Below are 11,806 nucleotides of genomic sequence, written 5' to 3'. Positions count from 1 at the left end.
ACCCTGCTGTGGTTGCACGGTTTCCACTGGCCCCTTATCATTCGTTCATACCGGAACGGATTTAACCCAACACAACGCAGTTGCGGGATGAATCGTTTAGCCGCTACAATGTTCATGCGTTAATTACTCCACACGTTTAGTTAATGCACCCGACGCCTCAGTGCCGCACACTGGGGCGTCACCCCATAACATCACCGTCACCGCCACAATCTCTGCAATAATCGACTGCGCTTTATAACCCTTGGCTTTCAGCCGCTTAGTCTCATCACGATCTAAAACGCCATCAGCGGTAAACTGATTGTGAGCACGACCAAAATCACCCAGCGCCATCAGCAGATCGTTAAACTTGATCAGCAGCTCATCATTGCCAACGTCATTCACTTCCGGCAGCTTCACGAACACACCACCAGCACGCTTACACATGGCCTCTGTGATATCAGAACGGCCCGAAATTGATTCCATCTCGACCGCCATGCCCAGCGGCACAAACTGCCCTGCTAACTGGCGAACGCGGTTACGTAATGCATTCTCAGTACCGGACAGCGGACATAACTGTTTAGCCATAGCGTCATACTTGCCCGGTGTCTGGGTGATCAGCTGGTGTATCGCGTCACTAATATCCGGCTGAGTTGGAAAGTCTTTGTTATCCACAATGTTTCTCTCTCTTTGGTGGTGATGCCGATTAAATAAATTGGTTAAGCTGCATCCGTCTGCGGCATACCATCACGAGGATTTGGATAGATATCTGGGCGTAGTTCATGGGGTGTTACTACCCACTTCCCCATTGCGCATAGTTGAATTACCCGATCCGCTGGCACCTGGTCATTGATAATCCAATTAGCGACAGACTGAACAGATTTGAACTCGAAAGCCCGAGAGACGCGGGACAATGAGCCAACGGCTCTGATCGCCCGGTCAGTGGTGTTTTTGCATTTATTGGACATTATGCCCTCCTATAGTTTCTACAAAAGGGATAATGCTACTTAAAGTAGCTAAAATCAACAACCAAAAATAGAAATGACTAATATTAGTAGCGGTTGTACTCTTCTACTCATGGTAGAAAATGAAATTAAATATGATGATTTTGCGGCTCGTTTGAACGCACTGATGAGCAAGCATGAAATCAGCGTCAGTAACCTGGCAAAGCTAAGTGGTGTCTCTTATGAGATGGCGCGGCGCTATACCTTGGGTACAGCAAAACCGCGAGATGAGAAGATGCTGAAGATTGCGGATCACTTAAACGTTTCTCCAGCGTATCTAGATTACGGAACCGCTACTGGGGGAGATGTTGAAGTTGACTCGAAAGTTGTAAAATTAAGGCAACTTGAGGTTTTCGCCTCAGCTGGCCATGGCTATATCAACAACGAATTTCCAGCCGTGATTAGCTCGATTGAAATACCCAAAGATAAAATATATGAACTATTTGGGCGTAAGTCATTGGATGGTATACATTTAATGAATGTTGATGGCGATAGCATGATGCCAACACTTCACCCGCGCGACCTGCTGTTTATTGACACAAAGATAGATCACTTCAATGGTGATGGTGTTTATGTGTTCAATTTCGAAGACTCAACATTCGTCAAGCGACTGCAAAAGGTGAAAGGGAGACGATTATCAGTTCTTTCTGATAACGATAAATACCCACCATTCTTCATTGAAGCCAATGAAATGAATGAGCTTTATTTTTTCGGTAAACTTATAAAGCACTTGCCTCTCAAATTTAACGACTTCTCTTAGAATTACTCCCTTTCTAATAAACACCGACTTATGTCGGTTTTTTTATGCCTAAAAATCAGATAGTAAGCATATTTTCATTGATAACTTCCATCATTTCTACTTTTTGTAGTTGATTTTAGCTACTTTAAGTAGCATGATTTAATCCATCAACAGCGAACAGGCAGGACGCCCACGTAGTAGCTGCCGGTGGCATAGAAACACCGGATGATTCGCTTAGTAGGGTTAACAGTGTGGAGTAATAAGCATGAGTGCAGAGCGCGAACCGTACATTTACGCAGGTGATTTAAATGCTGAGGAACTCTTAGCTTGGCTGGAGCATCGACTCTATGTCGTTAAGTGCTTTGTAAAACAAAAGGCTGCGATGGACAGTGATTTGATATCAGCAGCCTCATGGGGTAGAGAGGTTAGCGGATGTTTTGAGCAAGGTGTTTTACTTGGAGTTCGTACTTCTCAGGAGTCCACCCTTCCAACAGAGGTTTGTTTGGTTCAAAAACAAATTTCTGAGCTTCGATATTTTTTAAAAAACTTTGGGCTTCAGCTGAAAGGTTTTCAGGTCGAAGATCCTCAAGAAGCACAAACAGGCAATCCTCGTAGCATAGATCTCTAATGACCTGTGGGAGCCACTTAGTTTTAAGGAAAATTTTATGATGAAGGGCAGCGGAACCAGAGAGTTTTTCAAATGGTAGAGAATATTTATCTCTGTGTTCCTGGAGGACCAACTCCAGCATAAGAATCAAATAAGCATGGTTTCTAGCAATTAAAACATCACTTCGACCGAGTTGCTCTTTTTCGAAAAAATATGAATGTGGCACGTTGTACTTACTGCAGATATCAGAAGAAATTTCATTCCACAGATTTGCGTAGGTATTCATATAGCGTCCTTTCTTGGTGGTGTGAGAACTCCCAAGATACCACCGCCGCCTGAGGTGGAGAAGTAACCAGGCTCACAATCGCATGAGCATTACACCGGATATGTGTCATAGCAGCCTCTGATGCAAGTTACCGACAAGGTAGTTAGGTCGGAAAACCGCGTTCAAGCCAAGCAGCTCAAGGTGGTCAAATGTAGTGCTCAGTCGATTGTGGTTTGCCAAAGAGCTAGCCTGTGCAATTGCAGCAGCCGGAAATAAGCGCCGGAAATCACATCCTTGTTCCATTGCTGTGCTGTGTCTTTAGCGGCTGCGCCTGCCAACACCAGATTGGGCCAGCCGCCCTTTTCACACAGAGAAGTGCTCCGGGCGGGTTATCCCTTTAAACCCGTACAGTATAAAGCCCCCGGATCGGAGTACTTCTCTGTGTGTGGAGTAACTAAATAACAATTATCGGTGCGGTGATAATTGCTTATAAACCTATGTGGAGTAATTAACGTGAAACAAGCCCAATTAAAAAATGCAATTATTTTTAAGGCAACGCTGCCTGAAGCTGAATTACTTTCAGTTCACTTAAATGAAGTTCTGTTTACTGCCATTGCTGAGAATGAAAAGAGCCGAGTTGGTTTCATTTCAAATATTATCACTGGTGAATTAGTTACACCGTTTAATGGCGGGTTATCTGTTTCACTACGCATTGATGAAAAGATAATGCCATCTCATGTTATCAATAAAGAAGTAAACGAACGTGCTGCTGTTATCGAGTCACAAACAGGTAAAAAACTTAAACGAGCAGAGCGAAATGCCGTCAAAGATATCGTTATCTCTGAGTTATGCAAAAAAGCATTTGTTAAAACCACTATCATTAATGCCTATTATAATATCGAACATGCTTTTTTAATTGTTGCGACTGGTAGTAAGCCTTTCGCCTCCTTGTTTGTTTCCTACCTCGTCAAGGCGGTAGGCTCCATCAAGACTGAAACTATTCACATTAGTGATATCAAACATGGCCTCACCACTCGATTGAAAAGATTTACTAGCGACGATAAAGATGCTTTTGATGGTTTCTATATTGGCGACTTTGTTCAGTTATCACGTAAAGGTGAGCAAAACGAAGTTATTAAATATGCCGCAGAAATTGACACAATAAAATCTGAACTTGCTGATAATTTAAATGATGGATTCATTGTTGACCAAATGTGTTTATGTACTGGTGACCTTTCATTTCTATTAACTGAAAACTTCCATTTCAAGCGCATTAATACTCGTGATGATGTTGAATACGATGATGAGGATGATATTCCCTATCGTTGGAGACATGAAGCAGCAGTGCTTACTATTTTCTTGACGGATGTTATTAACCGGCTGTGTGTTTTATTGAGTTATAAGCCTGTCGAAAAAGAATAGTTAATCAATGAATTATAAATTGCCCATTAATTGGGTGATTGGATAACTGTTACCTAAATTCAGGCTGAGGGTTATTTCATGAATCCGATTCAATTTATCAGCAAGAACATTACACAGCAGCTTATGGATGAGGGCTATTCCTTACCGGTGGCTCAGGGGGGGGCAAATGAAGCGGTTGATCTGTATCGCCGCGCTTCTCAGCCAACTACTCGCAGTCGCGGCATTTACGACGACTGCCTAAAGGTAGCCCTCAATTACGCAAAAATGAGCGGTGAAAAGGCTAAGCCAATAAAAACCGCCAAAAAGAAGAAAGCATAAACCAATACCGGCACGTGCGGGTGTCATCAACAGTGGAGTAAATTTAAATGTCATGCATAAAAACATATCCGGATTTGCTGCATTTTGATTATGCAGATCCAAAAGAAAGCAGCATTAGTATTAATGATATTGCGCAAGCGCTATCTAATGAATGCCGGTTCGCTGGCCATATCCCCTATTTCTATTCTGTTGCTCAGCATTCATGGTTAGTCAGTCAGCTAGTTAGCCCTGAATATGCACTGGAGGCGCTACTGCACGATGCAACAGAAGCGTACTGCAAAGATATTCCCTCCCCTTTAAAGCGCTTACTGCCAGATTACAAAAGCATTGAGTGCCGTATTGATTTAGTTGTCCGGAGTAAGTTTGGTTTACCCGCTGAGATGTCACCAGAGGTTCATCACTTCGATCTGGTGATGTTGGCTACCGAGCGTCTAGAGCTGGATATAGATGACGGCGAAGTTTGGCCGATGCTAGCGGGCATTCCACCTGCCGATATCGCAATTTGCCCCATGTCTCCTAGCCATGCTCGAGTTATTTTCTTGGCGCGATTCAATGAACTGACTACGGCTAACCAATCATGATGTACGGCCTGTTTCTACTCGTCTGCTACACATTCCAGCCGTGCCAGTACGAGCCGCAAGGCTACGTCTATCCGGATGATAAGAACTGTATAGCCGACATCCAGCAACAAGGTCTGCCACCTGAATATGAATGCCTGCCAGTTGATGGCGTTCTCTATGCGAGGAAACAGTGATGAAACCAGATAACGACATCTTCAAATGCGAGTGCGGCTTTACGTGGAAGCGCGGTTTTAGTGGCGCTCACTCTTGCGAACCACAGTACAGGGCAACTATCGCCAGCCTTAAAACTGATCTTGATGCGGCACTCAATACTTGTTCACTGATCGCCGAGGTTTTGGGGATTACCGGCTCTGTTGCGGGTGACACCATTGCTCGGGTGCAGCGGTTGGTTGGCGAGAATACGGCGCTTACCGATAAAGCCGCCAGTGAGTTATCAAATGCATGGTTACTGCATCGCACCATGATGGGTGCACAAGCGGCTCTTTTCTGCATTACTCAAGGGAATTTAGGTCAAGCAAGGGAGTGGCTTGAGGGTACTACTGACGAGGCTCAGTTGGAAATTCCAGACGGAATGGAGGTGAATGGCTTGCAAGGCTGGTTTGATGAAAACATGGCTGGTCATATAACTCACGCCCAAGCATTAGAAATAATCAAAGCTGAAATGAGCGCCACCACTCAGGCTCTTAACGAGACAAAGGCTCAGGGTGTTGATGAATTGGCGGAAGCATTTAAATCGTGGGCAGATGACAGTGATGGTGATTACGAGGCCGAACGGCATTGGGCTGTAGCTAGCAAAGAAGCATTGAGTTTCGCCGCCAGCCTGAGGGGTGAACAGAATGCCTGATAAAATCCAATATATCTGCCGAACTGAGGGGTGGGTATTCCCTGATAATGCAGAAGATATTGACCCAGCATATAGCAGTGATGGTGGTTACGAGTTTTTAGCCGGGATCGCCGCCGAAGATTTCTGGGAGCGCTTCGATGGCTGGGAATCAAACTGGCCACTCAGCTTTGAGATTTTCATTGATGGGGTTAGCGTTGGGCATTTCTCTGTAGATATGGAACAACAACCTACATTTTCAGCGACAAAAATTGCAGGAGTAGCAGTTGATGAATAAAACCATCCTCGACATGTGCTGCGGCTCCCGTATGTTCTGGTTTGACCGTGCCGATCCGCGCGCTGTATTCGTCGATATTCGTGTCGAGAGCCACATCCTATGTGATGGACGGAAACTGGAGATAGCACCAGACCTGGTTGCTGATTTTCGCCAGTTGCCATTTGCGGATAATACTTTCCAGATCGTCGTATTCGACCCGCCTCACCTTACCCATTGTGGGCCAGAGGGTTGGCAGGGTAAGAAATACGGCATCCTCAGTAAGTCATGGAAAGACGACCTGAACAAAGGCTTTGCTGAGGCGTTCCGCGTACTTCGGGCCGGTGGGGTGCTGATATTCAAATGGAATGAAGTACACATCCCTACCCGAGACATTATCAAGCTGTCGCCAGTACCGCCCATATTTGGGCACCCATCAGGTAAACGGGCCAATACCAACTGGGTATGCTTTCAAAAACCAGGTGAAGATTTGATAGCTCAACTGGCAGCAGCAGAAGCACAGATAAAAGATATGAAAGAGGTTCTGTACGGGATTCATAACACAGCTATCGACCCCTGCGGTTCACGAGCTGGAATAGCAATTGCTGCAAAGCGAGCAGTACAGGGAGATGCGTATGCCGAGTAAAAATAAGCGGGAATATCCAACGGAGATAACTGACGAGCAACTCCGGTACCTGATTACCGCCTTCGAAAATAATATGGCGGAGTTTTACCCGGTTGGTCGCGAGGCAGAGATAGCACGACAACTGCTATCCCTGCGTGAGCAACTTGCAGAGTTGAAAGCGCTGGAGCCGGTGGCTGAGGTTGTATCAAAATTCGGCGATCCAGAAGCGTTCGGTGAGCGAGAAATTGAGGTACTGATTGATTTGCGCAGCATCCCATATGGAGCACGACTATTCACAGCAGCCAAACCCGAAGCATTACCACGGCATATTTTCTCAATGCTGGTAAATGAATTGCGCGACGTTCCAGCGATCGGCTGTAAGCGGGAATTAATTATTAGTGTATTAAATCGTCATGGTGTTATCGCTGAGCCAGTACAGTGTGATCCACCAGCAACAGAATGATTTTTGTCACGGCCTGTGTGCGGCGGGCCTTTAAATAAACAGTGTGGGGGAGTCATCATGTTTAAAAGTGGAAAATTGATGAAAGCAAGCGCATGGGGCCAGCGTGAGTTTGAAGAGGGTTCTGTTCCAGATAATAGAACTATTAAGCGCTGGATTGAGATTGGAAAACTGAAAGGAAAAATTATTGATGGGGGTATCTGGGTTAATTCCTCAGAACGTTGGGGAGTTGAAACAGCAATCTCATCACTTGTTCATCAAATGATTACTGAGGCGTAAATCATGGCAGCCCGTCCCCGGCAGCGAGTAAACAGGCATTTACCAGACCAACTGTATTTTGATAAATCTACGGGTGTTTATCGTTTTACCCTGGTTACCGGCAAGAGAAAATCTCTCGGCACTGATCGTGCTATTGCCATCGCTGTTGCGCGCGAATACAACAATCAAATGCGCCCAGAAAAAACGGTTTCTATCCATTCACTGATCCGGGAATCTGGCGGCAATAATGGCGAAGCACGCCCATTCTCAGAGCATGTTGATAAAATATTAGCCCGTGCAATTATCGATGAAAAACCAGCAGCAGCGACCAAGGCCGACTGGGAAAGCGACAAAGTGAGAGTTAAAGAATATTTTTCCAATATTGCCACTTGCGATATCGACCTTGAGCACGTAAATGGATTCATCCAACACTATCATGCTGATGCATCAGCAAATGTTCAGAACCGCAAAGCCAGCTTTCTAAAAAAACTATTCAGCTATGCAGTCGATGAATCACTGATGATGGATAATCCGGCCGCGCGTAAAAAAATGCGGCGAACAGATAGCAAAATAAGACGCCGATTATCAATTGAAGATTTTATTAAAATTCGTAATGCTGCTGATCGATGGTTGAGAACGGCAATGGATCTGGCAATTCAAACTGCCCAGGCACGATTAGAAGTATCACGTATTCGTTACAATATCAGCCAACCCAAAGAAGGTGTTTGTGGCTGTAAAATGTATGACGAGCCAGTAAACGGGATTTATGGGATGCTTTACATTCATCGTCAAAAGGTTCAGCACAAAGAAGCATCTCATGTGGCCATACCCATAGGCAATGTCCTCAAAGCTATCATTGATGAAAGCCGGGATAACATCGCCAGTCCATATGTTGTCCATCGCTTACCACTCAATCGTAGCAATCCCACCAGCAAAGAAGTACGCCACCCAACCCAGGTGGCACCTGATTATTTGAGTCGGGCATTTTCTACGCTACGTGATCAAGTGGGTGTAGGTTCTAAATTGCCCTTTGAGCAACGCCCAACATTTCATGAGATCCGCGCCCTCGCCGCCCACATGTTTAAAATACAAGGCATGGATCCGCAAGCTCGCATGGCTCATAGCGATGCTAAATCAACGCAGATTTATACAGAGAATCATGTAGCATGGGTTACAGTACCACATGCAGAAATTACAGTTAGGTGAATTATATGACAATAGCAGATTATAAAGCGCTCTTAGAAATTATAAAATCTACAGATTCAAGTATTTGGGTAGCGTTACTTTTATTTTTATTGATACCGACATTTTCAGTTTTACTTATCTTTGTAAAAGGCTATTCAGTCAAATATTCTGAAATACAAGCTATAACTAATAATTTTATAACATTAAAAAAACAATTAGTTGAAAACACAGAGATAGTAAAAAGTATAGAATCGAGATTTACACATAAGCTATGGATTAATCAGCAAGTTTGGTTAAAAAAACAAGAAATTTATGAAGATATTTTTTTATGCTTATACCATATAAAAAATTACATTAGTGAGAATGTTAAAACTATCGATAAAGCATACTACTTTAGTTCCTTTCAGGACCCAGGGTTTCCTGAAGACTACCTCACCAAAAGTGCATTGAAACAAATGGAAGATGCTTGGAAAGAAGAAAAGGCCATTTATGATAAAAGACCAGATATTGAAGAGGAAATAGAGAATTTTAATATTTTAAAAATTAATCACCTTAAGTCATTGAAAATAGTGCTAGAAAAAATGCAAGTTAAGTCTATTTTTATTGACAAAGATGTTTTTAAAGAATTATCAATAATTTTAAATAGATTGAATCAAGAAAAAGAAGAATCGTCTCTAGAGTACTATGAATATATTGAAGAAGACACTGACAGAGCCATAGATAGAATTAAAGGGATATGTGCTAAAGAGTTACAACTTTTAAACGATGATTAACATTTTATTTAGAATATAACAATGCTTGCAGACCCCTTCATTTTAAAAAATCATGTTAGATGATCAAAGGTTACTCGATGGTAAAACCATACCCTAAGTCGTTGATGTGTATAGCGTGGAAATCGTAAAAAATGCACTGTTTGTTTATACAGTTAAAACAAATGAAAGCCAGTGTTTATGCGGGTTTCAAAGGTTAGAGACGGGCGTCATGGGGTGTCGGGGGTCGAAGGTTCAAATCCTTTCATGCCGACCAAAATACCTCAAGAAAACCAATCCGTTAGGGTTGGTTTTTTTGTTTGTGGGATTAGTGGTAGGGAAACTCAGGGGAAATCCAAACTCTACGGCACGCTACCGGGCTAGTTCTGGGGTGACTTCTGCCAGCATTTCTAATACTGACAGCCCTTTAATGGGAAAACAGTCGCAACCTGCGCATAAGCAATGGTATGACAAAGACCAATATAACCCGTACCGATAAGGCCAATTCGAACCTTTTTCATCCTATTTCCTCTGCTTGCTTATAGATTATTGCCCCCATCAGAGGCTTTACATGCCAATGGTTATACGAAATCAAAATTTCATTATCAAGACGAAAATAGAATGAAAGACTCTTTTTGCGATGTACTACGAAAAATATTCTCAAGCTGATGAATATTGCATAAACAGAAGAAATCCTCAGTGACCAATTCACAAAAATCGAACAGTGAACATAATTATATATTTTCATTATGTAATTTTTTGAAAAATAGATTTCGAAAAATGCAAGATGTTACGCATAGCTGATAAGTCAGGGTTTCAATCGCGTAATTTCGTTATATAGTGAGCACCACGATGAAGCGATCACTCAATTGCTCCTTTTGATTTTTACAGGTAATTCGCTATGAGCTCACCTTTTCTGGTTACACCGCAGTGGCTGGCTGAACATAAGAACGATGGAAAAATCGTTATTTTGGATGCCAGAATGTCGCCGCCAGGATTGATACCTAAAAGAGATATTCAGACCGAGTTTAAGCAGGGGCATATTCCCGGCGCCGTTTACTTTGATATTGATGCAATAGCAGATCACAGCACTGACTTACCTCATATGCTGCCATCCCCACAGCAGTTCAGTGAGATGGTTGGCCAATTAGGGATCAGTGAGCAACATACCTTAGTGATTTATGATGATGGTAATCTCTTTTCTGCACCACGGGTTTGGTGGACGTTCCGTATATTCGGTGCCAAAAATGTACGTATCTTGGCCGGCGGTATTAGCGGATGGCATCAGGCTGGTTACGTATTAGAAAGTGGTACGACTAAACCAACCCATCAAACTTTCAATGTGAGTTTTAATAAAGCAGCCGTCAAAAGTGTTGATGAGGTTATCGCCGCACTTGGCAATGATCAAATACAGATTTTAGATGCCCGACCAGCAGGTAGATTTAAAGCACAGGAACCAGAACCTCGCCCCGGTTTACGCCTTGGGCGGATCCCCGGCAGTATCAATACTCCTTGGGGGAGCATGGTAGAGAATGGCAATTTAAAATCACCACAAGAGCTGGCAAAAATTTTTGCAGCCCAAGGGGTAGATTTAACCAAACCTATAATTACCAGTTGTGGTTCTGGTGTAACAGCCGCCGTCGTTGCTCTGGGGTTGGCAGCCGTAAATGCACCATCGGTATCACTCTATGACGGCTCGTGGGCTGAATGGGGTGCATCGGACTCTCTGCCAATTGATGAGACTCACCTTCCATAAAGGAGAGCTAAATAGCGACCAGCCCACGGACGCCATCCTGTTCCATATCAGTACCACGCCCCCGCTGAATAATTTTTCCGCGGGACATCACTAAATAGTTATCAGCCAGTTCTGCGGCAAAATCGTAAAACTGCTCAACCAAAAGAATGGCCATATCTCCTTGGGCGGCCAGCTTTTTAATAACCACGCCGATCTCCTTGATAACTGAGGGCTGAATTCCCTCGGTTGGCTCATCCAGAATGAGTAACCGAGGTTGGCAAGCCAATGCCCGACCAATCGCCAGTTGCTGCTGCTGACCACCGGATAAATCCCCACCACGGCGATGCTTCATCTCTTGTAAGATGGGGAAAAGTTGATAAATACTCTCTGGCACAACCTTGCTCTGTGAGCCGGGAAAGCGCGAAAGGCCTAACAAGATATTCTCTTCTACTGTGAGTCGGGGGAAAATTTCTCGCCCTTGTGGCACATAAGCAATTCCACCTTTTACCCGTTGGTGTGGTGCTTGATGGCTAATATTTTTACCTTCCCAAGTGATGCTACCATTTTTGAGTGGCACGAGTCCCATCAGGCATTTAAGCAACGTAGTTTTACCGACGCCATTACGGCCCAATAAGCAGGTAATCTCCCCTACAGCAGCCTCGAATGACAAGTTACGCAAGATATGACTGCCGCCATAATACTGTTCGAGTTCATTTACTTGCAGCATATTTTACCCTCAACTCAACGGATAGTGATCGATCAAAAAACAATCAAACCTCATCCAGCAT

General features: G+C 43.8%; 16 protein-coding genes, 1 tRNA gene and 1 pseudogene. 13 read left to right on the top strand and 5 right to left on the bottom strand.

Annotation, left to right across the window (positions count from 1 at the left end):
• Positions 1-123: 123 nt before the first annotated feature.
• Both FFE93_RS07190 and FFE93_RS07185 read right to left on the bottom strand, forming a co-directional pair.
• Positions 124-651, bottom strand: coding sequence for a YmfL family putative regulatory protein (locus tag FFE93_RS07190; protein ID WP_050946212.1), 528 nt, complete (start codon positions 649-651; stop codon positions 124-126).
• Between the two features lie 44 nt (positions 652-695).
• Positions 696-944: a YdaS family helix-turn-helix protein gene (locus FFE93_RS07185; protein ID WP_049602723.1), complete on the bottom strand. Its 249-nt coding sequence runs from the start codon at positions 942-944 to the stop codon at positions 696-698.
• 73 nt (positions 945-1,017) lie between these two features.
• Between FFE93_RS07185 and FFE93_RS07180 the strand changes: the two genes are divergently transcribed.
• On the top strand, positions 1,018-1,740 hold the full coding sequence (locus FFE93_RS07180) for a S24 family peptidase (RefSeq protein ID WP_138774965.1): 723 nt from the start codon (positions 1,018-1,020) through the stop codon (positions 1,738-1,740).
• Between the two features lie 404 nt (positions 1,741-2,144).
• On the opposite strand, the gene FFE93_RS21925 is transcribed toward FFE93_RS07180, so the two are convergent.
• Entirely contained in the window at positions 2,145-2,612 is a 468-nt protein-coding gene (locus FFE93_RS21925; protein ID WP_099460466.1) for a hypothetical protein, read from the bottom strand.
• A 492-nt stretch (positions 2,613-3,104) separates the two neighbouring features.
• Here FFE93_RS21925 and rdgC point away from each other — a divergent pair, with 492 nt between their 5' ends.
• The 11 genes from rdgC (at position 3,105) to FFE93_RS21490 (ending at position 9,560) form a co-directional block, all read left to right on the top strand.
• On the top strand, positions 3,105-4,013 hold the full coding sequence (gene rdgC / locus FFE93_RS07170) for a recombination-associated protein RdgC (RefSeq protein WP_077173678.1): 909 nt from the start codon (positions 3,105-3,107) through the stop codon (positions 4,011-4,013).
• A 78-nt stretch (positions 4,014-4,091) separates the two neighbouring features.
• Entirely contained in the window at positions 4,092-4,331 is a 240-nt protein-coding gene (locus FFE93_RS07165; RefSeq protein WP_138774964.1) for a hypothetical protein, read from the top strand.
• Between the two features lie 47 nt (positions 4,332-4,378).
• Entirely contained in the window at positions 4,379-4,912 is a 534-nt protein-coding gene (locus FFE93_RS07160; protein ID WP_138774963.1) for an HD family hydrolase, read from the top strand.
• Between the two features lie 172 nt (positions 4,913-5,084).
• Positions 5,085-5,756, top strand: a complete 672-nt coding sequence (locus FFE93_RS07155) for a hypothetical protein (RefSeq protein WP_138774962.1) — start codon at positions 5,085-5,087, stop codon at positions 5,754-5,756.
• A complete protein-coding gene (locus FFE93_RS07150) occupies positions 5,749-6,030 on the top strand; it encodes a hypothetical protein (protein WP_138774961.1) in 282 nt (93 codons plus the stop codon). The genes FFE93_RS07155 and FFE93_RS07150 overlap by 8 nt, the downstream gene beginning before the upstream one ends.
• A complete protein-coding gene (locus FFE93_RS07145) occupies positions 6,023-6,652 on the top strand; it encodes a class I SAM-dependent methyltransferase (RefSeq protein WP_138774960.1) in 630 nt (209 codons plus the stop codon). The genes FFE93_RS07150 and FFE93_RS07145 overlap by 8 nt, the downstream gene beginning before the upstream one ends.
• Positions 6,642-7,094 (top strand): polyphosphate kinase, encoded by a 453-nt coding sequence (locus tag FFE93_RS07140; protein WP_261369048.1) that lies wholly within the window; start codon positions 6,642-6,644, stop codon positions 7,092-7,094. The genes FFE93_RS07145 and FFE93_RS07140 overlap by 11 nt, the downstream gene beginning before the upstream one ends.
• A 57-nt stretch (positions 7,095-7,151) precedes the next feature.
• Entirely contained in the window at positions 7,152-7,370 is a 219-nt protein-coding gene (locus FFE93_RS07135; protein ID WP_050077941.1) for a hypothetical protein, read from the top strand.
• A 3-nt stretch (positions 7,371-7,373) separates the two neighbouring features.
• Positions 7,374-8,555, top strand: a complete 1,182-nt coding sequence (locus tag FFE93_RS07130; protein ID WP_138774958.1) for a phage integrase Arm DNA-binding domain-containing protein — start codon at positions 7,374-7,376, stop codon at positions 8,553-8,555.
• A gap of 5 nt (positions 8,556-8,560) precedes the next feature.
• A complete protein-coding gene (locus FFE93_RS07125; RefSeq protein WP_138774957.1) occupies positions 8,561-9,307 on the top strand; it encodes a hypothetical protein in 747 nt (248 codons plus the stop codon).
• A 180-nt stretch (positions 9,308-9,487) separates the two neighbouring features.
• A tRNA-Pro gene (locus FFE93_RS21490) sits at positions 9,488-9,560 on the top strand.
• A 98-nt stretch (positions 9,561-9,658) separates the two neighbouring features.
• Here FFE93_RS21490 and FFE93_RS07115 read toward each other — a convergent pair.
• Positions 9,659-9,804 (bottom strand): annotated as a pseudogene (locus tag FFE93_RS07115) (gfo/Idh/MocA family oxidoreductase); the annotation flags it as partial.
• Positions 9,805-10,184: 380 nt separating this feature from the next.
• Between FFE93_RS07115 and sseA the strand changes: the two are divergent.
• Entirely contained in the window at positions 10,185-11,039 is an 855-nt protein-coding gene (sseA, locus tag FFE93_RS07110; protein WP_138774955.1) for a 3-mercaptopyruvate sulfurtransferase, read from the top strand.
• Positions 11,040-11,046: 7 nt separating this feature from the next.
• On the opposite strand, the gene urtE is transcribed toward sseA, so the two are convergent.
• Positions 11,047-11,745: an urea ABC transporter ATP-binding subunit UrtE gene (gene urtE, locus FFE93_RS07105; RefSeq protein ID WP_005274418.1), complete on the bottom strand. Its 699-nt coding sequence runs from the start codon at positions 11,743-11,745 to the stop codon at positions 11,047-11,049.
• Positions 11,746-11,806 lie beyond the last annotated feature (61 nt).

The organism is Yersinia sp. KBS0713 (genome assembly GCF_005937895.2).
GTDB classification, from domain to species: Bacteria; Pseudomonadota; Gammaproteobacteria; order Enterobacterales; family Enterobacteriaceae; genus Yersinia; species Yersinia bercovieri.
Note: the sequence above shows the minus strand (reverse complement) of the source record. Positions and strands in the feature narration are given on the sequence as shown.

What these genes read in the sequence shown, in the direction of transcription:
- FFE93_RS07185 (WP_049602723.1), bottom strand. Translation starts at nt 944, where the DNA reads ATGTCCAATAAATGCAAAAACACCACTGACCGGGCGATCAGAGCCGTT.
- FFE93_RS07180 (WP_138774965.1), top strand. Translation starts at nt 1,018, where the DNA reads ATGACTAATATTAGTAGCGGTTGTACTCTTCTACTCATGGTAGAAAAT.
- FFE93_RS21925 (WP_099460466.1), bottom strand. Translation starts at nt 2,612, where the DNA reads ATGAATACCTACGCAAATCTGTGGAATGAAATTTCTTCTGATATCTGC.
- FFE93_RS07165 (WP_138774964.1), top strand. Translation starts at nt 4,092, where the DNA reads ATGAATCCGATTCAATTTATCAGCAAGAACATTACACAGCAGCTTATG.
- FFE93_RS07160 (WP_138774963.1), top strand. Translation starts at nt 4,379, where the DNA reads ATGTCATGCATAAAAACATATCCGGATTTGCTGCATTTTGATTATGCA.
- FFE93_RS07155 (WP_138774962.1), top strand. Translation starts at nt 5,085, where the DNA reads ATGAAACCAGATAACGACATCTTCAAATGCGAGTGCGGCTTTACGTGG.
- FFE93_RS07150 (WP_138774961.1), top strand. Translation starts at nt 5,749, where the DNA reads ATGCCTGATAAAATCCAATATATCTGCCGAACTGAGGGGTGGGTATTC.
- FFE93_RS07145 (WP_138774960.1), top strand. Translation starts at nt 6,023, where the DNA reads ATGAATAAAACCATCCTCGACATGTGCTGCGGCTCCCGTATGTTCTGG.
- FFE93_RS07140 (WP_261369048.1), top strand. Translation starts at nt 6,642, where the DNA reads ATGCCGAGTAAAAATAAGCGGGAATATCCAACGGAGATAACTGACGAG.
- FFE93_RS07135 (WP_050077941.1), top strand. Translation starts at nt 7,152, where the DNA reads ATGTTTAAAAGTGGAAAATTGATGAAAGCAAGCGCATGGGGCCAGCGT.
- FFE93_RS07130 (WP_138774958.1), top strand. Translation starts at nt 7,374, where the DNA reads ATGGCAGCCCGTCCCCGGCAGCGAGTAAACAGGCATTTACCAGACCAA.
- FFE93_RS07125 (WP_138774957.1), top strand. Translation starts at nt 8,561, where the DNA reads ATGACAATAGCAGATTATAAAGCGCTCTTAGAAATTATAAAATCTACA.
- sseA (WP_138774955.1), top strand. Translation starts at nt 10,185, where the DNA reads ATGAGCTCACCTTTTCTGGTTACACCGCAGTGGCTGGCTGAACATAAG.
- urtE (WP_005274418.1), bottom strand. Translation starts at nt 11,745, where the DNA reads ATGCTGCAAGTAAATGAACTCGAACAGTATTATGGCGGCAGTCATATC.